This is a genomic window from Kribbella sp. NPDC000426, assembly GCF_040300265.1.
Taxonomy (GTDB): Bacteria; Actinomycetota; Actinomycetes; order Propionibacteriales; family Kribbellaceae; genus Kribbella.
Map to the genome: position 1 here is coordinate 85,639 of NZ_JBEPDK010000014.1, position 25,092 is coordinate 110,730.

Below are 25,092 nucleotides of genomic sequence, written 5' to 3' on the forward strand. Positions count from 1 at the left end.
GGGGATGTCGGTCCTCTCTGATTGGGTATACGGCATGGCGCGGTTCCGCATGTATCCAACACCCGCACAGGAGACGACCTTTACGAGACCGCTTTGGCGGCGGCTCGTCCGGCCGTGCGGCCGGTGAAGAGGCAGCCGCCGACGAAGGTGCCTTCGAGCGAGCGGTAGCCGTGGATGCCGCCGCCGCCGAAGCCCGCGACCTCCCCGGCGGCATAGACACCGGGGAGTGGCGTGCCGTCGTCGCGCAGTACGCGCGAATCCAGGTCGGTCTGCAGGCCGCCGAGGGACTTGCGGGTCAGGATGTTCAGCCGTACGGCGATCAGCGGGCCGGCCTTGGGATCGAGGATCCGGTGCGGTGACGCGACCCGGATCAGTTTGTCGCCGCGGTAGTTGCGGGCGCCGCGCAGCGCGGTCACCTGCAGGTCCTTGGTGAACGTGTTGGTCAGCTCGCGGTCCCGGGCGACGATCTGCCGCTCGAGGTCGTCGAGGTTGATCAGGTTCTCGCCGGTCAGGTCGTTCATCCCGCGGACCAGGTCGGGAAGGTTGCTACGGACAACGAAATCGGCGCCGTTGTCCATGAACGCCTGCACCGGCGCGGTCGCCCCGCCACGGGCCCGGCCGAGGACGCCCTTGATGTCCTTGCCGGTCAGGTCCGGGTTCTGCTCCTGGCCGGAGAGGGCGAACTCCTTCTCGATGATCTTCTGCGTGAGCACGAACCAGGTGTAGTCGTACCCGGTCGTCATGATGTGTTCGAGCGTGCCGAGGGTGTCGAAGCCGGGGAACAGCGGCACCGGCAGTCGCTTGCCGGTGGCATCGAACCAGAGCGACGACGGCCCCGGCAGGATCCGGATGCCGTGCTGCGGCCAGATCGGGTCCCAGTTCTGGATGCCTTCGGTGTAGTGCCACATCCGGTCGCGGTTCACGTACCGGCCGCCGGCCTTCTCGGTGATGCCGAGCATCCGCCCGTCGACGTGCGCCGGCACTCCGCTGATCATCCGCTTCGGCGGCTCGCCCATCCGCTTCGGCCACTGTGAGCGAACCAGGTCGTGGTTGCCGCCGATGCCGCCGGACGTCACGATCACCGCCTGCGCCGACAGCTGGAAGTCGCCGACCTCGACCCGCGAGCTCGACACCCCACGCGGTACGTCGCTGGGCTCGAGCAGCTTGCCCGCGACACCGTCGACGACCCCGGCGGTGACAATCAGCTCGTCCACCCGATGCCGGAACCGGAACTCGACCAGCCCCTTCGCGACCGCTTCCCGCACCCGCCGCTCGAACGGCGCGACCAGCCCGGGACCCGTACCCCACGTGATGTGGAAACGCGGCACCGAGTTCCCGTGGCCGTCCGCGTTGTACCCGCCGCGCTCGGCCCACCCGACGACGGGGAAGAACCGCACGCCTTGCCCGTGCAGCCATGGACGCTTCTCGCCGGCGGCCCAGTCGACGTACGCCTCGGCCCACTGCCGCGCCCACTTGTCCTCGTCGTCCAGCCGGTCGAACCCGGCCGAGCCGAGCCAGTCCTGCATCGCGAGGTCGCGGGAGTCCTTGATGCCCATCCGCCGCTGCTCCGGGGAGTCGACGAACAGCAGACCGCCGAACGACCAGAACGCCTGCCCACCCAGCGAAGCCTCGGGCTCCTGGTCGAGCAGCAACACTTTCCGCCCCGCATCGGCCAGCTCCGCAGTCGCAGCCAGCCCCGCCAACCCCGCTCCGACCACGATCACATCAGCGTCCATGTCGACCATGTATAGCGCACTTGCGAAGATGTGGCAGTGACGATCCTTTCTGCGCAAAACCTCGTACTTCCTGCAGCTTCGCTCGGTTCGGAGAACCCGCTGGCGCCGCTCCGGACGCAGCGCGAACCGCACCAGGTGGAGAACATCGCCGACCTGCCGGACGAGCTGCGGGAGAACATCGAGTACGGGCGGCTGCACAGCCCGCTCCCGTGCCTGAACCAGGACGGATACGACCGGACTCTGGTCGAGACCTCGCTCCCGGCGCTCGTGCTCGAGAACGGCCACCTGCGCGCGACGGTCCTCCCGAGCCTCGGCGGACGGCTGCACTCGATCGTCCACAAGGCCACCGATCAGGAGCTGCTCTACCGCAACCCGGTGTTCCAGCCCGCGAACCTTGCGCTGCGCAACGCCTGGTTCGCCGGCGGCGTCGAGTGGAACGTCGGCAGCACCGGCCACTGGACCGGCACCTGCGCGCCGATGCACGCCGCCCGCGTCGAAGGCCCGGACGGTACGCCGATCCTCCGCCTCTGGGAGCTCGAGCGGACCCGCAACCTCGTCACCCAGCTCGACTTCTGGCTGCCGGCCGACTCCGAGTTCCTGTACGTCGGCGTCCGGTTGCAGAACCCGTCCGACGTCGAGGTCCCGGCGTACTGGTGGTCGAATATCGCGGTCGCGCAGACCCCGGACAGCCGGGTGCTGGTGCCGGCCGACCAGGCGTGGCGGTTCGGGTACGGAAGCCGGCTCGACCTGATCGACGTCGAGACCGACCTCACCTATCCGATGCGGCATCCGCGGGCGGTTGACTACTTCTTCGAGCCGATGGCCGAGGAACGCTCGTGGATCGCGTCGGTCGACGGCTCGGGTGCCGGCCTCGTGCAGGCGTCGACCGAGCGGCTGCAGGGACGGAAGCTGTTCGTCTGGGGACAAGGCGATGGCGGGCGGCGGTGGCAGGAATGGCTGTCGCCCGGTCTCGAGGGCGACGGGTACGCCGAGATTCAGGCGGGGCTCGCGCGGACCCAGATGGAGCACTTGAAGCTGCCCGCGCGGACCGAGTGGCACTGGATGGAGGCGTACGGGCGTCTCGCGATGGACGCCGGTGCTGCGCACTCCGAGGAATGGCAGGCAGCCCGGTCAGCGGGCGCTGCTGCCTTGACGGATCTGCTGGATGGGCTGGGGGACCGCGAGGCCGCGTGGCTGGGTGTTGTGGACGGTGTTCCGGTAGAACGGCTCGCAGTTGGATCGGGGTGGGGCGCGTTGGAGCTGGCCCGGACCGGATGGGCGGTGTCGCCAGGTACACCGTTCGACGACGACACGATGACCGCCCGGGAACGGGCGTGGTTGCCCCTGCTCGAAGGGCGCATGCCGGCGGTCGGCGCCGTACCGGATGGGACGTTGGTGGCGTGGCGGGAACTGCTGGAGGCGGCCAGGGAGAACTGGCTCGTCTGGTACCACAGAGGAGTCGCGCGGCACTACTACGGTGACGTCGACGGCGCGATCGAGGCCTGGAAGCGGTCCGGCGAGAACGCCTGGGCGCTGCGCAACCTCGGGCTGGTGACGGGCGATCTGTCGTACTACGAACAAGCCGTTGAATTGCTGCCTGGCTTGGTTCCGTTGGTGGTTGAGGCGGTAGCGGCCGCCCTCGACTCCGACGTCGTACGGGCGGAGCGGCTGCTCGAGCACGCACCGGACGACCCCCGGATCCAGCTCCTGCGCGTCCGGCATGCCCTGGAGACCGGCGATCCGGCCGCAGCACACGACCTACTGGCCGCGGGTATCCAGCTCGCAACGGTCCGTGAAGGGGCGAATCCGCTCACCGACTACTGGGTCGCGGCCGAACAGGCACTCGGCACAGCGCGGCCCGTACCGCCGCAGTACCAGTTCGGAATGGGCGGAATCTGACAACTTCAGGTCAACTCTACCTCTAGCAACACCGCTCCACCGGGCTCTACCATGATGCTGTAGAAAAGAATTTGTACTTACCTGGAACCAAGTGGAATCCGGTGGCGTCTCACCGGTGTGCGGCAAGGGCCGCGCGAGGCAGGAACGACAACAACGACCGCGTCGCTCGCGGGCGGCGCGTCGGGGGTGAGTGCCATGTTGACGATCGTTGTACTAGGTGGGTTCGGCCTGGTGCTGGTGGTTGCAGCCTTCATCGTGACCGACGTTCTGGCCGGAATCCGGCGGAACGAACCCAGCAGTACCGAAGAGAAGACCGCGGGACGAGTGATCCGGGTGCGTGGCCCGGTCCGCGGCCAACTGGAGAGCGGTGCCCCGGCCGTCTACACCGAGGTCATCGTCGAGTACTACACCCGCCGGGGTGAGGGACCGTACGAGGTCGCCCGCAAGTTCCCGGTCGGGAGCAGGATTACTTACGCCAAGGATGACCGGGTGATCGTCGCGTACGACGTCCGGACTCCGCGCCGGGCCCGTCTGGCCGGCCGGGTCAGCCACTGGCCGGCGCTGGGGTTGCCCACCGCGGCCCGGGCGGCCTGACCGTTCGTCCTGCTTGAGCCACCCCCCGGCTCAAGCAGGCAGATGAGGGGCGAGCAGGTCGTACAGCACCGGCCGGCCCCGATCCAGCACGTACTCCGCCTCGTCCGCGGACAACCGGTCCGCCAGATGAGCCAGCGACTCGCCCATCGCGATGCTGAGCGTGACGGCCAGGCGGAAGTCCCGCGAGTCCCGCGCGCCGAACCGCGCCGCGAGCAGCTCCGCGAACTCACCGGCGTGCTGATCGTCGAACTCACCCGGCTTCGACTCCAGTTCCGGATCGCCGAGCCCGCTGAGCACGACCGCCCTGAACCCCGGATCGGTCCGGTGCATCTCCCGGAACGTGTCCAGCGTGACGTCGACCGCCGCCCGCCAGCTGGTCACGTCGGCCAGCCGCTCGCTGACCGCTTCGGTGTAGCGCGCCTGGTTCCGCCGCTCGATCGCCTGGATCAGGCTGCGCTTGTCCGGGAAGTACCGGTACACGCTGCCGACCGCGATCTCGGCCCGTTTCGCGATCCCGCTCGTCGACGCCGCGTCGTACCCGCGCTCGACCACCTCGGCGCAGGCCGCGTCCAGGATCCGCTCGACCTGCCGGCTGGCGCGGTCCTGGGTCGGCGTACGGCGGAGCGGATACGCCCCCGAAGTCACCATGTCGCTCATTGTCCATCTTCCGGGGGGACAACGTTGCCACCTTCCTGTGACAGATTGCCCTCAATCGCAGTCGACGGAGGGGACGTTTTCGCATGCGCATCAGCAGAACCGCGGTGGCCGGCCTGGCCTCGGTGGCACTTGCCGCGTCCGGGGTCGCCGGTACGACGGTCGCCAAGCACGACTCGCACGGCGGCGACAGCCTGCGGCTGAACCAGATGCAGGTGGTCGGGTCGCACAACTCGTACCACCGGGAGCTCAGCCCGAACGAGCAGAAGGTCCAGCAGCAGCAGAACGCCGGCTCGGTCGACCTCTGGTACTCACACGCCCCGATCTCCCAGCAACTGGAGGACCAGAACGTCCGCTCGCTCGAGCTGGACCTGTTCCCGGACCCTGCCGGCGGTCTCTACACGTACCCGCTGATCCGGAAGCTGACCGGCCAGGGACCGCTGACCGACCCGGCGATGGCCAAGCCCGGGATCAAGGTCATGCACATCCCGGACTTCGACTACAACACCAACTGCGACACGTTCGTGCTGTGCCTGCAGCAGGTGAAGACCTGGTCCGACGCGCACCCGAGCCACGTGCCGATCGCGATCAACCTCGAGCTGAAGCAGTCCGACCCGCAGGTGGTCGCAGCCGGCGGCGTCGTCGCGCCGCCGTGGGACGCGGCCAACCTGGACAGCGTCGACACCGAGATCCGCTCGGTCTTCAAGGAGAACGAGATCCTCACGCCGGACGACGTACGCAAGCCCGGCCTGACGCTCGAGCAGTCGGTGCTGACCAAGGGCTGGCCGAAGCTGAAGGACGTCCGCGGCCAGGTGATGTTCTACTTCGACAACGGCGGACCGGGGGCGATCCGCGACACCTACACCGCCGGCAAGCCGAACCTGGAGGGCCGGGCGGTCTTCACGCGTGGACCGGAGGGTGCGCCGGACGCCGCGGTCACCGAGGTCAACGACCCGCGCGGTACGGGCCAGGCCGAGATCCAGCGGCTGGTCCGCAAGGGGTACCTGGTCCGGACCCGGTCCGACGAGCCGATGGCGACGATCCGCGACAAGGACTACACCCGGCTCGGGATCGCGCTCGACAGCGGCGCGCAGTGGGTGACCACGGACTTCCCGGTGGCCGGTATGGCGGCCCGCTACGACAGCGACTTCGTCGCGAAGCTGCCGGGGCACACTCCCGTACGATGCAACCCTGTGACGACGTCCGCGAAAGCGGCTGTTTCGGAGGGATGAACATGTCGGAGCACGTGGTCGATGTGAGCTGGAGCCTTGGCGAGTACGACTTCGCCTACGACAGCTACAACCGCGACCATGAGTGGCGCTTCGACGGCGGCATCACGGTGCCCGGTTCGGCGAACCCGAAGTACCTGGGCAACCCGGGCCCGGTCGACCCGGAGGAGGCGTTCGTGGCGGCGCTGTCGTCCTGTCACATGCTGACCTTCCTGTCGATCGCGGCCCGCAAGCGGCTGGTTGTCGACGCGTACGACGACCACGCGGTCGGCGTGATGGCGCCGAACGCCGAAGGCCGGCTGGCGATCACCCAGGTGACACTCCACCCGAAGATCGTCTGGGCCGGCGACGAGCCCGACGCCGAGACGATCAAGAAGATCCACCACCTCTCCCACCAGGAATGCTTCATCGCCAACTCGGTAACCACCGAGATCACCGTGGCCATCTGAGGTCTCTGGACAGCAGACAAAAACCACCCGCCGGACCGGCCTGAGCCTCGCGCAAGCGGCGTCAGGATGGTCGGCGGGTGGTTTTGGGTGCACCTCTGTGGCGGTGCACCGGTAACGGATCCGGCGGCGCCTCGCACTGGGCGCCTCTGCGTTGGTGCGACTTCCGTGCGGTCCAGCTCGGTGGGCAGGACCGTCCGGCGCGCCGCCGGGACCCGTTCGTCCGGTTCGCGCCTTACTGCTCGGCGGCGGCGTCGCTCCGGTCGTCTGTGGTCTGGTTGTCGACCGCCAGCAGGTCCTCGAGCTCACGGACCTGCTCGTTGGCCATCGTGGTCATCAGTCGGTGGATCGTCATGCCAGTGAGACGCGTGCGGTGCGCAGGTATGACGGGAATTCCGGATGTGACCTGGACCACGTGCGGGGTCAGCTACTTCTCGTCGAGCCCGTCCAGGCGTAGCGGGACGAGTTTGCGGGCGTCGTCGTACGACGTGCCGGTCAGCTCGAGCAGGTCGATGATCGTGGACCGCAGCTGACCCAGGACGACGACCGCGGACAGGCCGACCGGCAGCGGCATCACCGCGGTACGGCGGCCGAGCTCGCCCAGCACGCGGTGGGCGGCGACATCGGCGGCCGGCTCGAACAGTGACTCGCCGATCAGCCGGGTGCCGTCGGCGAGACGCTCGAGCAGCATCGGGTACTCCGCGGGCATCGCCTCGTCCCGCCAGACCGACACGGCGCAGCGCCGTACCAGGACCCGGATGTTCCGGATCGCGCGATCGAGCGGTACGACGAGGTCGGCGATCTCCTGGACCCGCCCGCGATGCCGGCGGCGGAACGGCGACAGCCGGACGACCGCGACACCCTCGTCGGCGGCGCTGCGCAGGTCGTCGAGCCGGGACTCGCTCGCCCGGGCACGGCGGAGCGCGTCGGTGACCGCCTCCTCGTCGCGCGAGCGGAGACCGTCGGCGGTCTCGATCAGGATCTCGGCCAGCTCGCTCAGTACGCCGGAGGCTTGCTGCCGCGGACGCCTGATCGCGGCAGCCGGTGCGATCGTGGCGGCCGCCAGCGCGACCAGGCCGCCGAGGACCGCGTCGAGCCAGCGACTGAAACCGGCGCCCGGGTTCGGCAGCAGGGTGGTGACGATCGCGGCCTGGACACCGGCCTGTGTGGTCATCAGCGTCCCGGCGCCGAGCAGTACGGCGACGGTCATCGCGAGCGCGATCACGAACACGATCTGCACCACACCAGTGCCGAACACGCGCACGAACAGGTCGCCGACCCCGACCCCGACCGCCACGCCGACCATCACCTCGGCCACCCGCCGCAGCCGCTGACCGAAGCTGAAGCCGAGGCACACCATCGCCGCGACCGGCGCGAAGAACGGCGCCTTGTGGCCGAGGACGTATCGGCCCAGCGTCCACGCGACCCCGGCGGCGAGCGCGCACTGGGCGATGAAGAAGGACCGGCTCTGCCAGCGTTCGATCCGGCGCCGGACCGACGCGCGCGACCTCCGGGCGGCCTGCGGCGCGATGTCGTCGCGCAGCTCCCGCAGCTGGTCCAACGTCAGCCTGACCGGATCCACCTGCCCCATTCTGCGTCGAGCTTGATTCCATGGCTTGCGACGCGCCAAGGTTGCCCCATGAGTGACAACAACCGTGAGGACTACGGCAGCTACAGCGTCGATGACGAGGATCAGCTGCAGGCAGAGGACACCCTGAACGACCGGGGCGTCGACGATCTGCTCGACGAGGGGTACTCGCCGCCGGAGAAGTGGTCCGCGGGCGAAGGTTTCGGTACGACCGCCGACGAGGCGCTGCAGGGCGAGTCGCTGGACCAGCGGCTCAGCCAGGAGGTCCCGGACACCGACCCGTACGCCGAGGACGGCGAGGACGTCGGCGGGCCGGAGGTCGGCGTGGTCCGCTCCGGCCGCCTGGTCTCCTCCGACGAGGGTGCGCACTCCGACGATGACGACGAGCTCTTCGCCGAGGACGTCGGCATCGACGGCGGCGCCGCCGGAGCCGAGGAGGCCGCGGTCCACCTCGTCGACGACGAGGACAACTTCGAGCTCGAGGACGACGACGAGGAAGACCTCGAGAGCTACGACGACGTCGACCTGGGCGACGTCACCGACCCCGAGGACTGAGCTGCCGCTCGCTGGCCGGTTGTTCAACCGGTGACGTCGTAGAGGGCGCCATCGACCACATAACCAGCCGGCGAGCTAGCGGCGGGTGACGCTGACCACCGAGCCGTGGCGAGGGACCAGGGTGACGTTCTTCGCCTGGGGCCGTTCGGGCTCGGGGTGCGGGGCTTGGAAGTTGTAGGCGCTGAGGGCTGCCCGGAGAATCTCGGTGCCTTCCATCAGCGAGAAGCCGGCGCCGATGCAGCGCCGGGCGCCGCCGCCGAAGGGCATCCAGGTCCCCGGCGCAGGCGGGTCGTCGGACAGGAACCGCTGCGGGCGGAACTCCTGCGGCATCGGGAAATGCTCCGCGTCCCGATGGACCAGGCCGATCGCGGCCATGATCGTCGTACCGCGGGGCAGGCGGTAGCCGGCGACGTCGGTCGTCTCGGTGAGGCGGCGGCCGACCTGGTACACCACGGGATGCACCCGCAGCGCCTCCTTGACCATCGCCTCCAGTTCGTCGTCCGCGCCGGCATCCGCGGCCCGCTGCCCGAACGCAAGGTCCTCCGGCCGCCGTGCGAGCTCGTGGAACGCCCAGGCCATCGCGGTCGCCGTCGTCTCGTGACCGGCCAGCAGCAACGTCACCAGCTGATCCCGCAGCTCGACGTCCGACCAGTTGCCCGCGGCAAGCAGTCGCGAGAGTACGTCGTTGCGTCCGGCAAACGTCTCGCGGCGTTTGGCGATCTCGTCGTAGAGGATCTCGTCGACCTTGCGCTGGGTGTCGAGGTACGTCTTCCACGGCCGGACCCGGAGCAGCGGCGGGTAGAAACCGCCGAGCATGATCACCGGCGACACCGAGACGATCTTGTCCATCAGCGGGCGCAGGGTGTTCAGCCGGTCGATGTCGGTCACGCCGAAGATCACCTGCAGGATGATCTCGAGCGTCAGGTTCCGCATCCGTTGGTGCACCTTGAACGGCGTGCCCACCGGCCATTTCGCGACCTCGGCCTGGGCGAGCTCGTGCACCATCCCGGCGTACCCGCGCAGTGCCGCACCGGAGAACGCGGGCATCAGCTGCTTGCGCATCCGGACGTGGTCCTCGTCATCGAGCAGCAGCAACGAGTGCGAGCCCATGATCGGCTCGAGCACCGTGTTGCCTTCGCCGGCGTGCATCACTGCGGGCGGGCTGCCGAACACCTCGCGGATGTGATCCGGCCGGCTCAATACGACGCAGACCCGGCTCGACGGCACCAGGCGGATAGTGAACACGTCGCCGTACTTCGCCCGCATCCGCGGGAAGAACGTCCGGCGGTGACTCGCGAACAACACGGTCTGCACGAGCGTCGGGAGCTTCGGACCTGGCGGCAGCGTGCGGGCCGTCTGCCGGTCGAGAGTCCGGGAACCGAGCAAGGGTGTCGGAGCCATATCTTCACGCTACGTCAGGCGGGTGAACGCCGGGCATCGAACGCGACAAGGGCTGCGACGATCCGCGGCAGCTGGTCGTCCTGGACCGGATCGAGCCCGGTCAGCCTGCCGACCTGGCGGAGACGGTAGTCGACAGTGTTCGCGTGGACGTGCAGGTCGGCGGCTGTCTGGCGGCGGTTGCGCGCGTTGCCGAGGTACGACCTGAGGGTTGTCATCAGGTCGGCTCGGTCGGCCAGTGGGGTGAATCTCCGCCAGGCGATCGCGTGCCGGGCCTGGGCGGCCGAGCTGGTATTCGAGCAGGAGGTCGTCGAGCTCGTAGACGCCGGGCGGTCTGCCGTGGACGCGGACGACGTCGAGCAGATCGCGTACGAGCGCGACTCCCGCGGGAACGTCGCGCGGGGAGCAGGCCGTTGCGGCCAGGGTGACGTCGACCCCGGCGGCCCGGCAGAGCCTCTCCCGGAGCCCAGTGAAGTCGACCGCCGACGGCTGGCCGGCTGCCCGCGACGCCGCATCGGGGTCCAGGCCGGTCGGCGCCGGGAGGAGGGCGATTCCGCCGTCCGGACTCAAGCCGGACATGCTGCCCGGGATACGGTCCAGTTCGACGCGGATCCGTCGGAGCTTGCGGCGGGCAACAATCTCGCTGTCGACGCCGGGCCGGCGTTCGTCCGGGTGGGGACCTGCCGCCAGGCCGAGTACGACGTACCTCGTCGGCAGCCGCGGGCCGGCGGACTCGTCGACCGCGCGGCCGCCGAGCAGCGCCGCGAAGACGGACTGCCGGCTCGCCTGGTCCTCGCCGACGATCGACTGCCGCTCCTCGAAGTAGCTGGCCGAGACGACCGCGGTCACCCGCTGGAGGAAGTCGAGGATCAGCCGGTTGAGCGCGATCGCGTCCTGCAGTTCGTCCGGTCGGAACCTCTTCGCGACGTGATCCGCACAGACCCTGCCGCCCAGGTGGTACGCCGCGAGCAGGGCCTCCAGCGGCACGCCCTCCTCGGCGCGCCGGGTCGCGGACTCGCGCAGCGGGTCGAGGGCCTCGCCGGTCGGTACGACGCCGGTGCGGAACGTCTCGGCGAACGCGCGCAGCGTCCGCTCGGTGATGCGGCGGATGTCGCCCTGCAGTTCCTCGTCGGGCAGTTGCGCGTAGAGCGGGATGTCGGCGACCAGCCGGCGCAGTACGTCATCGACCAGGCGGGTGAGGTCGGTGCGCAGGATCTCGTGGACGGGTACGCCGCCGGAGCGCAGCTCGTTGTGATCCGTCACAACGATCACCCCTCGAAGTCTGGGTCTCGCCCTAGCGACCGGCGGGCGCTTTGGGGTCGAACATTACTACCCAAGGGTAGTGAACGATCGGCGACGAAGGGTGATGGCGATGAGGCGAACGAGTCTGTTGGCGGTCGGGGTGCTGGTGGCCGGGCTCCTGAGCGGTCCGGTGGTGGCGCGGGCCGACGGGCCGCTCGAGTACGTCGCGCTCGGCGACTCGTCTGCTGCTGGGCCGCTGATCCCGCCGCAGGTCGACGTACCGTGCCTGCGGTCCGGGGCGAACTATCCGCATGTCGCGGCCGGGTTGCTCGGTGCGCAGCTGAAGGACGTGACCTGCTCGGGTGCGGTCATCCCTGACTTCAGCGGGAAACAGTTCGGGTTCGAGGCACCGCAGTACGACGCTCTCGGGCCGACGACCGACTTGGTGACGGTCGCCATCGGGGGGAACGACACCGGGCTGGTGGCTGCGGCGCTGAGCTGTATCAACCTGCTCCCACCACCCGCCGGGACCTCGTGCAAGGACCGCTTCACAGCCGGCGGCCAGGACCAACTCGCGGCCCGCATCGCGGCGACCGCGGCGCCCTTCGGCCAGGCGCTCGACCGGATTCACCAACTGGCCCCGAACGCCCGCATCCTCGTCACCGGCTACGGCACCTACATCCGCCCGAACGGCTGCTACCCCGTCATCCCCGTCTGGCCGGTCGATGCCAACTACCTCCAGGCAACCATCGACCACCTCAACACCATGCTCGCAACCCAAGCCGCCGCCCACGGAGCGATGTACGTCGACCTCCGCACCCCCAGCATCGGCCACGACGCCTGCGCACCAGTTGCCAGCCGCTGGCTCGAGGGTTTGATCCCAACCTCAGCCGCCGCCCCACTCCACCCGAGCGCGAAGGGCATGGCAGCCTTCGGCCAACTGGTCACCGCAGCGGCCCAGTAACCACAAACCCCCCGCCCGACGCCGCTGCGCGGCGCCGGGCGGGGGGACGAGAGGCGGCGTGCCCCGGTGCCTGGTGCGCCGGTGCCCGCGGGAAAGCTGCCGGTGCTAGCGCCACCCGCGCCGGCCCCACCCGCGCCGGCCCGGCCCCACTCGCGCCCCGCCTGGACCCGGGGCGACTGCTTGTTTACAACCACCAGCGCCCGGCTCCGCGGAGCGGGGCCGGGCGCGGGTTGGGGAGGGAGGGCTCCCGGGGGTGGGGTTAGCGGGTGAAGCGGAGGGTGAGGATTTGGAAGGGGCGGAGGTCCAGGGAGACTCCGTTGCTGGTCAGGTCGCGGTCGGCGAGGTGGCGTTCGAGGAGGTCTACCTCGGTGGCCGTTGCCGCCTGGAAGGACGGGGTGATGGTGGCGCGGGAGCGGCCGCCGGTGGACTCGTACAGGCGGACGATCACGTCGCCGGACTGGTCGTCGGCGAGCTTGACCGCCTCGACGATGACGTTGCCGTTGTCCAGGGCAACGATCGGCTCGACGCCGTCGGTGCCGCTGACGACGCGCTCGGGGAGGTTGATCGCGTACCCCTCCTCGATCGCCTCCGGGATGCCCGCGCCGACGACCAGCGCGTGGTTCACCACGTGCACGCCCTGGTCGGTCTGCGGGTCGGGGAACCGCGGTGCGCGGATCAGCGACGTCCGGATCGTGGTCGTCGTACCGCCGTCCTCGCGCGCGGTCCGGTTGATGTCGTGGCCGTACGTCGAGTCGTTGACCACGGCAACGCCGTACCCGGGTTCGCCGACGTGCACCCAACGGTGCGCCGCGATCTCGAACTTCGCCGCGTCCCACGAGGTGTTCTGGTGGGTCGGCCGGAAGATGTGCCCGAACTGCGTCTCCGACGCCGACCGGTCCGCGTGGACGTCGACCGGGTACGCCGCCTTGAGGAACTTCTCCGTCTCGTGCCAGTCCATCTCGGTCTCGATGTCGACCCGCTTGGCACCCGGGCGAACCCGCAGCGTCTGGGTGACCGTGGACCGGCCGAACGAGCGCGTCACGACGACGACGGCCTCGTCGTCATCGGTGCTGAAGTCGACGCTGTCGACCTCGGTGACGTCGCGGACGTTGTTCTTGTAGAACGAGTCGACGTCCCACGCGTCCCAGTGGTTCGGCGTGTCCACGTGCAGCTGGAGAAGGTTGCCCACGGCACCCGGTGCGATGACCTCGCGGTCCGCCTCGACGTCGTACAGCGAGGTGATCAGGCCGCGCTCGTCGATCGTCACCCGGATCAGACCGTTGTCGATCACGCCGTTCTCGACCGTGACCGCCTGGCCCGCGGTGGTGGCGACACCCGCGCCGAGACCGGCGACGCCGTGGCGGCCGTGCGGCGCGGCGTTGAAGACGATCAGCTCGTCACCCTCGCCGGCCAGTGCCTGCTGCGCACGGGAGATGATCGCGTCCAGCTCGTCGGCGATCTTCGCGTAGGTCCGCTCGGCCTCGCGGTGCACCCAGGAGATCGACGAGCCCGGCAGGATGTCGTGGAACTGGTGCAGCAGCGCGATCTTCCACAGCCGGTCCAGGTCTTCGTACGGGTACGTGTCGAGCTTGCCCGCGACAACAGCCGCTGTGCTCCACAGCTCGGCCTCGCGGAGCAGGTGCTCGGTCCGCCGGTTGCCCTGCTTGGTCTTGGCCTGCGAGGTGTACGTCGCGCGGTGGATCTCCAGGTAGAGCTCACCGGACCAGACCGGAGCGTGCTCGCGGTACTCCTCCTCGGCCGCCGTGAAGAACTCGGTCGGGGACTCGATCGTCACCTTCGGCGAGGACTCCAGGTCCTTGACCCGGCGAGCGGTCGCGACGAACTCACGGGTGGGGCCGCCACCGCCGTCGCCGTACCCGAACGGAACCAGCGAGCGGGTCGCGGCGCCGTTCTCCTGGAAGTTCCGCTGCGCGTGCGCCAGCTCACGACCGGACAGGTCGGAGTTGTACGTGTCGATCGGCGGGAAGTGGGTGAACACCCGCGTCCCGTCCAGGCCCTCCCACCAGAAGGTGTGGTGCGGGAACTTGTTCTCCTTGTTCCAGGAGATCTTCTGGGTCAGGAACCACTTCGAGCCGGACAGCTTCACCAGCTGCGGCAGCGCCGCGGTGTAGCCGAACGAGTCCGGCAGCCAGACCTCCTGGGTGTCGATCCCGTACTCGTCCAGGAAGAACTTCTTGCCGTGCACGAACTGCCGGGCCAGCGCCTCGCTGCCGGGCAGGTTGGTGTCGGACTCGACCCACATACCGCCGACCGGGACGATGGTGCCTTCGGCAACGGCCTTCTTCAGCCGCTCCCAGACCTCCGGGTAGTTGTCCTTCACCCAGGCGTGCTGCTGGGCCTGCGAGAACGCGAAGACGAGCTCCGGGTACTCCTCGGCGAGGGTGGCGACGTTGGAGACCGTACGGGCGACCTTGCGCCGGGTCTCCCGCAGTGGCCACAGCCACGCGGAGTCGATGTGCGCGTGCCCGACCGCGGACAGCTGGTGCGCGCTGGCGTGCGCCGGACGGCTCAGTACGTCGGTCAGTTGGGCGCGCGCGTCCGCGGCGGTGCCGGCGACGTTCTCGTAGTCGAGCGCGTCGAGCGAACGGCTGAGGGCGCGCAGGATCTCGCGGCGGCGCGGCTCCTGGGCGGACAGCTCCTTCTGCAGGCTGTCGAGTGCCTCGAGGTCAAGGATCAGGTCCCACACCTCGGCGTTGAACACGGCCAGGTCGGCGCGGGCGAGCTGGTAGATCGGGTGGTCGCCGAGCTTGGCGCCGATGTCGACCTTCGCGTAGGCGTTGTCGAGCGGGATCTCCGGGTTCGCGGCGCCCTCGACATAGAACTCGACCCGGTCGCCGGCGGATGCCGCCGTACCGTCCGGGCCGAGGATCGACAGCGGGGCGTAGGTCTGCCGCGGGTGCAGGCCCTTCAGTGGCTTGCCGGAGGTGGTGTGCACCAGGCCCTCGGCGGAGAAGCCCGGGCCGCCGCTGAAGCCGAGGTCGATGACCGCCTCGATCTCGCTGCCGGCCCATTCGGCCGGGACCTGGCCGCTGAACTTGAACCACGCGGTGCCCCAGGCCGGACCCCACGGCAGGCCGATCTCGGCCTTCTCGTAGGTCTGCGCCAGCGCCTCGGCGGGGGACACGGGCTCACCGGGTGCGTGCCACACCTCGATGTCCAGCGGGACCGCCGCGCCGTAGATCGCGGGGCGGAGCCGCTCCCGCAGGGCGCGCCTGAGCCGCTCCTCGATGAGTTGACGGTCGTCGTGCACGAAATCAGCCTCCGGGGAAGATCCTCACGCGGCCGCCACGGCCGCACGGATGACAACGCTGTCACACCTACCCCTGGCCCGTCCAGACGCAGTTTGGCCACGGTATCCAGACGGCATCCAGGCTTACCTGTCGGTAGCGGTTCGGTTGCGGCCACCGGCACGGCTACCCCCGAGGCCCGGTTGTTGTCTAGGTTGTCTGCATGGATCGCCCCCGCCTGCTGACCCCTGCCCGGCCGACTGGGATGACGAGACGCAGTGTTCTCGGCTTCGGAGCCGCGGCCGCGTCGGCCCTGCTGGTGCCCGGCTGCTCCCGCGGCCGGGCGGACGAGCCTGCGCCCGCCGCGGCCGGGACCTTCGTCACCGGCAACCCCGGCGGCGTCTACAACGTCTTCGGTGCGGCGCTGTGCGGCCTGGTGAGCGAAGTCACCGGCATGGAGCTGAAGCCGCTGCCGAGCAACGGGTCGGTCGACAACTTGGTCAAGGTCGCGACCCGCGTCGCCGACCTCGGTTTTTGTACGTCGGACTCGGCGCTCGCGGCGTACGAGGGCACCGATGAGTTCAGCAAGGGCCCGCTGCGGTTCAGCGCACTCGCCCGGGTGTACGACAACTACGTCCACATCGTCGTCCCGATGGCCTCGAAGGCCAAGGAGCTGACGGACCTCAACCCGCCCAAGGACGACCCGCACGCGCGGAAGATGGTTGTCAGCATCGGGCCGAAGAACTCCGGGACCCAGATCGTCGCCGACATGATCCTCGACGAGGCGAAGGTCGATGTGACGCGGGTCAACATGACACTGGAGCAGTCGGTCGCGGCGCTGACCCCGAAAGGCGACGCCACCCGGGGCTCGATCGACGCGTTCATCTGGAGCGGCGGCGTACCGACGGTGCCGATCGCGAAGCTGCAGAGCACGCTCGGCTTCCGGCTGCTGGACATCACCAAGGTGGCCCAGACGATCGCGTTGAAGGAGTTCGGCGGCTTCGTCGTGTCGTCGATCCCGCCGTCGCAGTACGGGCTGGCGAGTTCGGTGCAGACGCTGGCGGTCCCGAACTACCTGATCGCGAAGCCGGGGCTGTCCGACTCGTGGGCGTGGTGGACGGTCAACACGCTGTTCCGCCGCCAGAACGACCTGATCAAGGACCACCCGGAGGCCGGCGCGCTCGACCCGCGCTCGGCCATCTCCACCATGCCGGTACCGCTACACCCCGCCGCCGAACGCTGGTACCGGCAGAATCACATCTGACGCCTACATGTCGTAGTCGTCGATCAGCGGGACGCGGACCTCGATCACGAGGCCGCCGCCGATCGGCGGGCGGGCGACCACCCGGCCGCCGACCCGGGCCGCCTCGGAGCGGACGATCGCCAGCCCGAGACCGGTGCCGGGCATCTCCCGGTGGTGCGCGCTGCGCCAGAACCGCTCGCCGACCTTCTTCAGGTCGCGTGAGCCCAGTCCGAGGCCGTGGTCGCGGACCGACATCACGACCTCGGTGCCGTCCCGGGTGACCGAGACCTCCACCGGCGGGGCGCCGTACTTGGACGCGTTGTCGAGCAGTACGTCGAGGATGTCGTCGACCTCGAGCTCGGGCGCGACTCCGCCCGGGACCATCTCCCCGACGATCAGCTCCAGATCGTCGGCGGCGTACACGGCCTTCCAGCCGACGAGTCGTTCCTTCACCGCCTGGGCCAGGTCCAGTGCCTCGTCGTTGCCCTCGGCATCGGCTGCCGAGGGGCGGTCCGAGCCGGCCAGGCGGGACAGCCGCTGGACGATCCGGCCGAGCCGGTCGATGTCGCTGAGCGCGAACCGGGCGGTCGGCGACAGCCGGGACAGGCCCTCGATGTGGATCCGGGCAGACGTCAGCGGCGTACGCAGCTGGTGTGACGCGTCCGCGACGAACTCCCGCTCACGCTGACGGGCCTGGTGCAGGCTCAGCGCCATCGAGTTGAAGCTGTCGCCGAGGCGGCGTAGCTCGGGTGCACGGCCGTCGGTCGACACCCGGGTGTCGAGCGCGCCGCGGGTGATCTGGTGGGTCGCGTTGTCGAGGTCCTGCAGCGGCCGGAGCACCCAGCGGGTGATCGGCCGGACGATACCGACGATGATCGCGCCGATGCTGATCAGCAGGCCGCCGAGGAGAAGCAGCAGCCCGCGCTGGACCTGGTCGCGGGCGTTCTCGGTCGGCACCCGCAGTACGGCTGCACCGAGGACGCTGCCGTTGTTGACGACCGGACGGGACACGATCATCTCGCCGGAGCGCCACGGCCACAGCGCGGGCGGCTCGGGTGGCAGCCGGCCGGCCAGCGTGCTGTGCAGCGCGGTCGCGATGTCCGGCTCCTTCACGTCCACACCTGACACGGAGGTCGCGATGACGCGTGAGTCGACGTCGACCACGAAGACCGGCGTGTTGTACAGCTCCTGGTACCGGACCGCGAGCTCACGCAGGTTGGCGATGTCACCGGTCTGCAGCGGGGACTCCGCCATGGTGGCGAACCAGTCCGCGTCGTTGCTCCGGGACAGGAACAGCGTGCGCGACGTACTCGTGGCGATGAAGTTCGCCAGCGGGATGACGGCGACGATGGCCAGGGCGACCACCATCGGGACGAGGGACTGCAATAGTCGACGGCGCAACGGTCAGTCCGAACCCAGGCGGTAGCCGACGCCGCGGATGGTTTGCACGAGTTCCGGCCTGCCGAGCTTCGCGCGCAGGCTGGCGACGTGGACGTCCATGGTCCGCGAGGACGCCTCGAAGACCGACTGCCAGGCGTACAGAGCTACCTGTTCACGGGGGACAACCCGGCCGTGGTGAGCGGCCAGCACTGCTAGCACGTCGAACTCCTTGCGGGTCAGGCTGATGGGCTTGTCCGCCACCTGAACCGTGCGGGCCTCGATATCCACGGTCAGGTCGCCGACGGTCACCCGGGGGCGGGGCTGCAAGAGACCGGTACGACGTAGTACAGCATCGATGCGGGCCAGCAGTTCGGAAATCGCGAACGGTTTGACCACGTAGTCGTCGGCGCCGCTGCGCAGGCCGCGGACCCGGTCGGCGGCCTCGCCGCGAGCCGTCACCGCGATCACCGGCACGTCGGACACCGTGCGGATCTGCCGGCAGACGTTGATGCCGTCCCCGTCCGGCAGCCCCAGGTCCAGCAGGACCAGGTCGCCGGGGTCCGCCGCCAGGGCGTCGGCCGCGGTGCGGACGTGCGTGACCATCAGGCCGTAGCGCCGCAAAGCGGGTATCAGGGCATTGGCGATATCGAGATCGTCCTCGACCAGCAGAATCCGGACCGCGCCACTCATGCGGTGATCGTAGGCCAGGTCACGCCCCGATGTGTCAGATCTTGGTAAAGACGTAATCACGTGACTCCACCCAGTGTTCGGCAACATTAGCCTTCCGGACACAGGAGGGAACCAGTCGATGACTGTCGGTGTTGATCCGGGGGGCAGCGTCACCACGCCCTCCGACGAAGACCTGGCCGAGTATGAGCAGGAACGCCCCGCTCGGCGGCTCAGGCCTGCCCTGGACCTGGTTGTTTCGGTCTGGTGCGCAATCGTCAGCGTCGGCGTCCTCGCCCAGGTCTTCTTCCCATTACCACAAGGCACGCAGTTCTACTTGGTGATCTTTCTCGCAGCGGTTCTGCCGATCACGCTGCTGTGTTACCGCGGCTTCCGCCTTCCCGGCCGGACTCGCACGCATGACGATCCGGGTGTCGTGGACTGGATCCTCGCGGTCATCGCGCTGGCGGTATGCCTCTATCCGCTGCTGGACTTCGATGCGTACCTCGAGCGGCGTCAGGCCCCGACCGCGTTGGACGTGATCGCCGGAGCGGTGCTGCTTCTGCTGCTGCTCGAGGCGTGCCGTCGTACGACTGGCTGGGTGTTGCCGGTCTTCAGCCTGGTGTTCATCGCCTACGCGTACTACGGCGGCTACCTGCCCTACACGTGGTCGCTGGCCCACCAGGGCTTCAACTTCGACGCGATCATCGCCCAGTTCACGATGGGTACGGCGGGTTTCTACGGGACGCCCTTGAGTGTGGCTGCGTCGTACATCGTGCTGTTCACGATCTACGGCGCGGTGCTCGACTACTCGGGCGCCGGCAAGTTCTTCATCGACCTGTCCTTCGCAGCCTTCAAACGCAGCCGTACGGCGCCGGGCCGAACGGTCACCCTCGCGGGCTTCCTGCTCGGCAGCGTGTCCGGCTCCGGTACGGCGACCGCCGTGTCGCTCGGGACCGTGTCGTGGCCGATCCTGCGCCGCGCCGGCTACCCGCCCGAACCGGCAGGCGGAATGCTCGCCGCGTCCGGGATCGGCGCGATCCTGTCACCGCCGACGCTGGGCGCGGCCGCGTTCATCATCGCGGAGTTCCTGCAGGTGTCGTACCTGAAGGTTCTCGGGTTCGCGGTGATCCCGACGATCCTGTACTACCTGGGCATCCTGCTCGCGATCGAGATCGACGCCCGCAAGCACGGGACGACGTCGGCGGAGACCTCCTCGGACTCGGCCTGGCGGTTGTTGCTGCGGTTCGGGTACCACTTCCTGTCGTTGTTCGTGATCATCGCGTTCATGGCGGTCGACGTACCGCCGTTCAAGGCTGTCGTCTACGCGGTGATCATCCAGTTCGGGCTGTCGTTCCTGGATCGCGAGCACCGGCTGACCGGCCGGCCGTTGTTCAAAGCGCTTGCCCAGGGCACCCGTTCGGTGCTGCCGGTGGCGGCGACCTGTGCGACCGCGGGCGTGATCGTCGCGGTCACCACGCAGACCGGGCTCGGGCTGAACCTGGCCGAGATCATCGTCAGCGCGGCGCGGGGGCTGACCTCGAACCACACCGCGGTCCTGATCCTGACCGTGGTGCTGTCCGGGTTCGCCGTACTGATCCTCGGGCTCGCGGTGCCGGTGACCGCGTCGTTCATCATCGCGGCGGTGATCATCTCGCCGGCGCTGGTGAACCTGGGCGTGACCCAGCCCGAGGCGTACATGTTCATCTTCTACTACGCCGTCCTCTCCGAGGTCTCGCCGCCGACCGCACTGGCCGCGGTGGCGACGGCCGCGATCACCGGCGGCAAGGTGATGCCGACGATGTGGCAGGCGTGGAAGTACACGCTGCCGGCGTTCCTGGTGCCGTTCGCGTTCGTGCTCACCGACAACGGCGCGCACCTGCTAGGTCAGGGATCGTTCATCGGGATGGTGTGGACCACGCTGGTGTCGATGCTCGCGGTCGCGGCGCTGGCGGTGGTGACCGGCGGTTGGGTCTTCGTCCGGGCGACCTGGCTCGAGCGGGCGGTCTGCGTACCGGCAGCCGCGTTGCTGCTGTACCTCGCGCCCGTAACCATCACGGCCGGAATCTGTTTGCTACTTGTTGCCGTCGTCATCAATCTGGTCCGGCGGCAGCGCCAGGCCTCTTCCGCGGAAGGAACCGTTGCCTCATGAGACTCCGCACCACCGTCGTGGCGCTTGCCGTTGTCGTCTCGCTGGCTGCCTGCGGCGGTCAGCGTGAACCTGCCGGGTCCTCGGACGGCGGCGGGCGACTGACGATTGCCACCGGCAACACGACGGGGGTGTACTACCAGCTCGGCGGCGCGTTGGCCTCGGTGATCTCCTCGAAGGTGTCGGGCTACCGCGCGACCGCCAGTGAGACCGGTGCCTCGGTGCAGAACATCCAGGGCCTGGTCGCGGGGAACTACGACATCGCCTTCTCGCTGGGTGACTCGGCATCGGACGCGGTGAAGGGCGAGAACAGCTTCAAGTCCAAGCAGGATGTGGTCGCGCTGACCCGGCTGTACAACAACTACACGCAGGTCGCCGTCCGGACGTCGGCCGGGGTCAACTCGATCGCGGACCTGAAGGGTAAACGGGTCTCGACCGGTTCGCCGAACTCCGGGACCGAGGTGATCGCGCGCCGGCTGCTGGAGGCGGCCGGGCTGGATCCGGCGCACGACGTCACCGCCCAGCGGCTCGGGCTGCCGGAGTCGGTCGACGCGATGAAGTCGGGCTCGATCGACGCACTGGTCTGGTCCGGCGGTCTGCCGACCGGCGGGATCACCGATCTGACCACGAGTATGGGCAAGGGTGTGAAGCTCTTGCCGATCACGGATCTGCTGCCGAAAATGCAGGAGAAGTACGGCTCGGTCTACACCCAGGCACCGATCCCGGCCGCGACGTACAAGCAGGCGGCCGACGTACCGACGATCGTCGTGCCGAACGTGCTGCTGGTCCGCAAGGACATGAAGGACGAGCTCGCCGAGCAGTTGACGAAGGTCATCTACGACAACATGGATGCGCTGGTCGCGGTGAACGCGGCCGCGAAGGGCATCACGCTCGAGAACGCGGAGAAGACCGACCCGGTGCCCCTGCACCCCGGTGCGAGGAAGGCGATCGACGGACTCAAATAACGGTTTTGCTGGTACCGCCGGTGGGCACCGGACCTCTGGGGTCCGGACCGGTCCGGTGGCCAGCTCAGAGACCGTCCTCCCTCGCACACCAGGCGCAGCGGGGGAGGACGCAGGGCCCGCCTCCGCACACCAGGCGCAGCGGCGGCGGGACCGACGCCGGCTCCCACAACCAGGCGCAGTGAGTGCCGGCAGACCGGGTCCATCCAGCGGAGGCATCCGCCGGGTGGGCCCGGTCACCCTTTTGTCTAGCGGGGTTCCTGTTCGTGTATCGGTGTGCCGTACAGGTAGTGCGACAGTGCGGAGTCGCGCTTGGGGTGGGCGTGGTACTTGATCGGCACCACGCGTCCCTCGGCGCTGTCCCACGCGTTGTCGGCCATCCGCCACATCCGGTGCGCCAGCCGTCCGGCCATGCCGGTGTGGGGCGAGGCCGGGTGCGCGCGGGTCGGCGCGACCTCCTCCGCCTCCAGCAGGTCCTCGGTCAGCGTGTTCACATCCGCGCCGTCGAGCTGCTCGCAGATCTGGCGGCTGTACGTCGCCTCCATGTGCTCGTGCTGCCCGAGCAGCCGGTCGATGTGCTGCCACAGGTCGTCGTGCTGGAGGTGCAGGAAGCGGCTGTCGCCGTACTGCCGTCCTTTGAGGAAGCGCAACGAGCGCTCCAGTTCCTTGGCGTTGCCGACGTACCTGGTGACCATCACCGCGCCGTCGGGGAGACGCCGGACGTGCGGGAGGAGCACGTCTTCTGCCGCGGCCAGGTGCTGTGCGGCGATGGCGTAGAACCAGTCCGTCTGGTGCCTGTTCTCAGGGTGGGCCGCATCCGGGTGATGCGCCGGCTCGGCCAGCTCCCGAATCTTCGCGTGTTCGTAGGTCAGGGCCAATTCGAGCGTCGAAGCGGTCATCTCAACCACCTCCAGAGGGGGGTCTACTCCAGCGTGTGCCCTTCCTGGCTGGACTGCAACCACCTCACCTCGCTCCGTAACCATCCGGCAATGGAGAAGCGCCCGCCGCAAGGGGTACGGCGGGCGCTTCGGTCCGGGTGGTGCGGGTGGTTCAGCGGGATGGTCAGCCGTCCGAGCTCTTCTTCCAGAGGTTGATGCCGGCTTCGACAGCGTCGGCGTCGATGGCCTCGAGCTCCTCCGGGGAGAACTTGAGGTTGCGGACCGTGGCCAGGCTGTCCTCGAGCTGGGCGACGCTGGAGGCGCCGATCAGCGCGCTGGTGACGCGGTCGTCGCGGAGCGTCCAGGCGAGAGCCAGCTGGGCGACGGACTGGCCGCGCTCCTTGGCGATCTCGGCCAGGGCGCGGACGTGCTTGAGGGTGTCCTCGGTCAGCGAGTCCGGGTTCAGCGACTTGCCCTGCGCCGCGCGGGAGTCCGACGGGATGCCGTCCAGGTAGCGGTTCGTCAGCACACCCTGTGCCAGCGGCGAGAACGCGATCACGCCGACACCGAGCTCACCGACGGCGTCGAGCAGGTCCTCCTCGATCCAGCGGTTGAGCATGGAGTAGGACGGCTGGTGGATCAGCAGCGGCGTACCCATTTCGCCCAGGATCCGGGCCGCCTCGCGAGTACGGTCAGCGGAGTACGACGAGATGCCGGCGTACAGCGCCTTGCCCGATCGGACGGCCGCGTCGAGCGCGCCCATCGTCTCCTCGAGCGGGGTGTCGGGGTCGAACCGGTGCGAGTAGAAGATGTCGACGTAGTCGAGGCCCATCCGGCTCAGCGACTGGTCCAGCGAGGCGAGCAGGTACTTCCGCGAGCCGCCGCCCTGACCGTACGGCCCCGGCCACATGTCGTACCCGGCCTTTGTCGAGAGGATCAGCTCGTCGCGGTACTTCGCGAAGTCGCGCGCGAAGTGCGTCCCGAAGTTGGTCTCGGCCGAGCCGTACGGCGGGCCGTAGTTGTTCGCCAGGTCGAAGTGCGTGACGCCGAGGTCGAACGCCCGCCGCAGGATGTCGCGCTGCGTCACGAACGGCTTGTCGTCGCCGAAGTTGTGCCACAACCCCAACGAGATCGCCGGCAACTGCAGCCCGCTCCGCCCGGTCCGCCGGTAACTCATCTGGTCGTCATACCGGCCTTCGGCCGCCACATAATCAGTCACGAAACACCAGTCTGCCCCATCCCCAACCAATCGCAAACCCCTTGTTTTCAAGCAGAAACCCCACAACTAACACCCAGAACCCCACCTTCTTGATCCTCCCGGTACGGGGTGGCTGCGGAAGCCGCGCGCGACTGGCGTGGGGTCAGTCGCCGAGGTCCAGCCGAGTCATCCGGTGTCGGCTCGCGAGGTAGATGAACGGGCCGCGCTCGTCGGCCAGTGCTTCGATGCGCCGCCAACGGGTCATCACGACCTCGAGCTGTCCCCACCTGGTTCTCGCATCGTCGCCGGCGAGCGCGACCATCTTGACGCCGCTCTCGCGGACGGCGCGGCGCTCGGCCTGGTTCTCACGGATGTTGCGGTCGCGAGAGATAACGAGCCAGCCCTGGGCAGCAGCGACCGGCAGCCAGGCGGTGTCAGGCGTGCGAGTGTCGGCTATCAGGCAGGGCGGACGCTCGCGCTTGTGCACGACCGCTCCGGGATCGCCGGGGCATGTCACGTCGTTGCGCAGCGGACAGAGGACCTTGGCCAGCCCGAGGATGTCGGCATCGAGGTAGTAGCGGATCACAGATTCGCGCATGACAGATCGGATCGGGATCAAGCGGCAGCGTGGCGCTGCTCCTCGTACGACAACGCCCACCGCACCTCGGAGACCGAGATTCCGTAATCCGCAGCGATCTCGTCGGCGGATGCGCCCTCGTCCGCCTCGTCGAAGATGCTGACTGTGCTGATACCAGCAACTGCCGGGCGACCGAATCGCACGTCGGGGCGAATCTCGACAGGCGAGTCGGCGCTGTGGGGCTTCCAGCCGGCAGCCACGTCGCCGTCCCAGACGACTCGCTCCAGGAACACACCGCCCGCATAGGTGAGCATCAGTTGGTCGTCGACACTGCTGACCACCTGGAACTCGGGGGCCAGACCTGCTTCCTCTTGCGCACGCAGGACCAGGGTGGGCCTGCCCCGTTTTGACGGACATCCGAGATCAGGAGCTTGTGCTCCGGGAGGATGTTCATCATGGAGTCCATGGGCAAGAAGAAGCCGCGGC

Annotated in this window: 21 protein-coding genes and 1 pseudogene; 9 read left to right on the forward strand and 13 right to left on the reverse strand. The window is 68.9% G+C overall.

What is annotated here, in order from left to right; genetic code table 11:
- Positions 1-80 precede the first annotated feature (80 nt).
- Complete coding sequence (locus tag ABT313_RS44120; RefSeq protein WP_350866981.1) at positions 81-1,736, reverse strand: FAD-binding dehydrogenase; 1,656 nt, start codon at positions 1,734-1,736, stop codon at positions 81-83.
- 36 nt (positions 1,737-1,772) lie between these two features.
- Between ABT313_RS44120 and ABT313_RS44125 the strand changes: the two genes are divergently transcribed.
- Positions 1,773-3,635, forward strand: coding sequence for a DUF5107 domain-containing protein (locus ABT313_RS44125; RefSeq protein WP_350866983.1), 1,863 nt, complete (start codon positions 1,773-1,775; stop codon positions 3,633-3,635).
- A 195-nt stretch (positions 3,636-3,830) separates the two neighbouring features.
- The gene (locus tag ABT313_RS44130; RefSeq protein ID WP_350866985.1) at positions 3,831-4,229 is read left to right on the forward strand and encodes a DUF3592 domain-containing protein; all 399 of its coding nucleotides are present in this window, start codon (positions 3,831-3,833) and stop codon (positions 4,227-4,229) included.
- 30 nt (positions 4,230-4,259) lie between these two features.
- Here ABT313_RS44130 and ABT313_RS44135 read toward each other — a convergent pair whose 3' ends face one another.
- Entirely contained in the window at positions 4,260-4,877 is a 618-nt protein-coding gene (locus ABT313_RS44135; protein WP_350866987.1) for a TetR/AcrR family transcriptional regulator, read from the reverse strand.
- Positions 4,878-4,969: 92 nt separating this feature from the next.
- On the opposite strand from ABT313_RS44135, the gene ABT313_RS44140 reads away from it, so the two are divergent.
- Together ABT313_RS44140 and ABT313_RS44145 are read left to right on the forward strand one after the other, a co-directional pair.
- Positions 4,970-6,115 (forward strand): phosphatidylinositol-specific phospholipase C1-like protein, encoded by a 1,146-nt coding sequence (locus ABT313_RS44140; RefSeq protein ID WP_350866988.1) that lies wholly within the window; start codon positions 4,970-4,972, stop codon positions 6,113-6,115.
- 2 nt (positions 6,116-6,117) lie between these two features.
- A complete protein-coding gene (locus ABT313_RS44145) occupies positions 6,118-6,561 on the forward strand; it encodes an OsmC family protein (protein ID WP_350866990.1) in 444 nt (147 codons plus the stop codon).
- Between the two features lie 424 nt (positions 6,562-6,985).
- On the opposite strand, the gene ABT313_RS44150 is transcribed toward ABT313_RS44145, so the two are convergent.
- Positions 6,986-8,140, reverse strand: coding sequence for an FUSC family protein (locus ABT313_RS44150; protein WP_350866992.1), 1,155 nt, complete (start codon positions 8,138-8,140; stop codon positions 6,986-6,988).
- A 57-nt stretch (positions 8,141-8,197) separates the two neighbouring features.
- Between ABT313_RS44150 and ABT313_RS44155 the strand changes: the two genes are divergently transcribed.
- The gene (locus ABT313_RS44155) at positions 8,198-8,701 is read left to right on the forward strand and encodes a DUF5709 domain-containing protein (RefSeq protein ID WP_350866994.1); all 504 of its coding nucleotides are present in this window, start codon (positions 8,198-8,200) and stop codon (positions 8,699-8,701) included.
- Positions 8,702-8,776: 75 nt separating this feature from the next.
- Here ABT313_RS44155 and ABT313_RS44160 read toward each other — a convergent pair whose 3' ends face one another.
- The 3 genes and pseudogenes from ABT313_RS44160 to ABT313_RS44780 form a co-directional block, all read right to left on the reverse strand.
- Positions 8,777-10,102 carry a cytochrome P450 gene (locus ABT313_RS44160; protein ID WP_350866996.1) on the reverse strand — a complete coding sequence of 442 codons (1,326 nt, stop codon included), beginning with the start codon at positions 10,100-10,102 and terminating at the stop codon, positions 8,777-8,779.
- A gap of 14 nt (positions 10,103-10,116) precedes the next feature.
- The gene (locus ABT313_RS44165) at positions 10,117-10,614 is read right to left on the reverse strand and encodes a helix-turn-helix domain-containing protein (RefSeq protein ID WP_350866998.1); all 498 of its coding nucleotides are present in this window, start codon (positions 10,612-10,614) and stop codon (positions 10,117-10,119) included.
- A 253-nt stretch (positions 10,615-10,867) separates the two neighbouring features.
- A pseudogene (locus tag ABT313_RS44780) lies at positions 10,868-11,371 on the reverse strand (RsbRD N-terminal domain-containing protein); the annotation flags it as partial.
- A gap of 100 nt (positions 11,372-11,471) precedes the next feature.
- On the opposite strand from ABT313_RS44780, the gene ABT313_RS44175 reads away from it, so the two are divergent.
- Complete coding sequence (locus ABT313_RS44175) at positions 11,472-12,305, forward strand: SGNH/GDSL hydrolase family protein (RefSeq protein ID WP_350867001.1); 834 nt, start codon at positions 11,472-11,474, stop codon at positions 12,303-12,305.
- A gap of 259 nt (positions 12,306-12,564) precedes the next feature.
- Here the strand turns inward: ABT313_RS44175 and ABT313_RS44180 are convergent, their stop codons facing one another.
- Complete coding sequence (locus ABT313_RS44180; RefSeq protein WP_350867003.1) at positions 12,565-15,576, reverse strand: alpha-mannosidase; 3,012 nt, start codon at positions 15,574-15,576, stop codon at positions 12,565-12,567.
- A 200-nt stretch (positions 15,577-15,776) separates the two neighbouring features.
- On the opposite strand from ABT313_RS44180, the gene ABT313_RS44185 reads away from it, so the two are divergent.
- Positions 15,777-16,817 carry a TAXI family TRAP transporter solute-binding subunit gene (locus ABT313_RS44185; protein ID WP_350867005.1) on the forward strand — a complete coding sequence of 347 codons (1,041 nt, stop codon included), beginning with the start codon at positions 15,777-15,779 and terminating at the stop codon, positions 16,815-16,817.
- A gap of 3 nt (positions 16,818-16,820) precedes the next feature.
- Here ABT313_RS44185 and ABT313_RS44190 read toward each other — a convergent pair whose 3' ends face one another.
- Together ABT313_RS44190 and ABT313_RS44195 are read right to left on the reverse strand one after the other, a co-directional pair.
- The gene (locus tag ABT313_RS44190; protein WP_350867007.1) at positions 16,821-18,164 is read right to left on the reverse strand and encodes a sensor histidine kinase; all 1,344 of its coding nucleotides are present in this window, start codon (positions 18,162-18,164) and stop codon (positions 16,821-16,823) included.
- 36 nt (positions 18,165-18,200) lie between these two features.
- The gene (locus ABT313_RS44195) at positions 18,201-18,866 is read right to left on the reverse strand and encodes a response regulator transcription factor (protein ID WP_012918592.1); all 666 of its coding nucleotides are present in this window, start codon (positions 18,864-18,866) and stop codon (positions 18,201-18,203) included.
- A gap of 118 nt (positions 18,867-18,984) precedes the next feature.
- On the opposite strand from ABT313_RS44195, the gene ABT313_RS44200 reads away from it, so the two are divergent.
- Complete coding sequence (locus tag ABT313_RS44200) at positions 18,985-20,994, forward strand: TRAP transporter permease (RefSeq protein ID WP_350867010.1); 2,010 nt, start codon at positions 18,985-18,987, stop codon at positions 20,992-20,994.
- On the forward strand, positions 20,991-21,956 hold the full coding sequence (locus ABT313_RS44205) for a TAXI family TRAP transporter solute-binding subunit (RefSeq protein ID WP_350867012.1): 966 nt from the start codon (positions 20,991-20,993) through the stop codon (positions 21,954-21,956). The genes ABT313_RS44200 and ABT313_RS44205 overlap by 4 nt, the downstream gene beginning before the upstream one ends.
- A gap of 245 nt (positions 21,957-22,201) precedes the next feature.
- Here ABT313_RS44205 and ABT313_RS44210 read toward each other — a convergent pair whose 3' ends face one another.
- The 4 genes from ABT313_RS44210 to ABT313_RS44225 form a co-directional block, all read right to left on the reverse strand.
- On the reverse strand, positions 22,202-22,852 hold the full coding sequence (locus tag ABT313_RS44210) for a hypothetical protein (RefSeq protein ID WP_350867014.1): 651 nt from the start codon (positions 22,850-22,852) through the stop codon (positions 22,202-22,204).
- Positions 22,853-23,015: 163 nt separating this feature from the next.
- Positions 23,016-24,050 (reverse strand): L-glyceraldehyde 3-phosphate reductase, encoded by a 1,035-nt coding sequence (gene mgrA / locus ABT313_RS44215; protein ID WP_350867016.1) that lies wholly within the window; start codon positions 24,048-24,050, stop codon positions 23,016-23,018.
- Positions 24,051-24,192: 142 nt separating this feature from the next.
- On the reverse strand, positions 24,193-24,627 hold the full coding sequence (locus ABT313_RS44220) for a PIN-like domain-containing protein (RefSeq protein WP_350867018.1): 435 nt from the start codon (positions 24,625-24,627) through the stop codon (positions 24,193-24,195).
- A gap of 17 nt (positions 24,628-24,644) precedes the next feature.
- A partial coding sequence (locus ABT313_RS44225) for a DUF433 domain-containing protein (RefSeq protein WP_350867020.1) occupies positions 24,645-25,092 on the reverse strand: 448 nt, incomplete at its 5' end.